The organism is Paenibacillus sp. MMO-177, from assembly GCF_037147795.1.
GTDB lineage: Bacteria > Bacillota > Bacilli > Paenibacillales > Paenibacillaceae > Pristimantibacillus.
Genome location: NZ_JBBCUR010000056.1, coordinates 1 through 222, shown reverse-complemented (window position 1 = coordinate 222; position 222 = coordinate 1). Strand labels below are relative to the sequence as shown.

Here is a 222-nt window from a genome sequence, read left to right as displayed (position 1 = left end):
CGGGCTTAGTGATCCGGTGGTACCGAATGGAAGGGCCATCGCTCAACGGATAAAAGCTACCCTGGGGATAACAGGCTTATCTCCCCCAAGAGTCCACATCGACGGGGAGGTGGGGCACCTCGATGTCGGCTCATCGCATCCTGGGGCTGAAGTAGGTCCCAAGGGTTGGGCTGTTCGCCCATTAAAGCGGTACGCGAGCTGGGTTCAGAACGTCGTGAGACA

General features: G+C 58.6%; 1 rRNA gene. It reads left to right on the top strand.

Features of this window, described 5'->3' with window-relative positions:
• Positions 1-222: ribosomal RNA gene (locus WFK81_RS30870) — 23S ribosomal RNA — on the top strand; the annotation flags it as partial.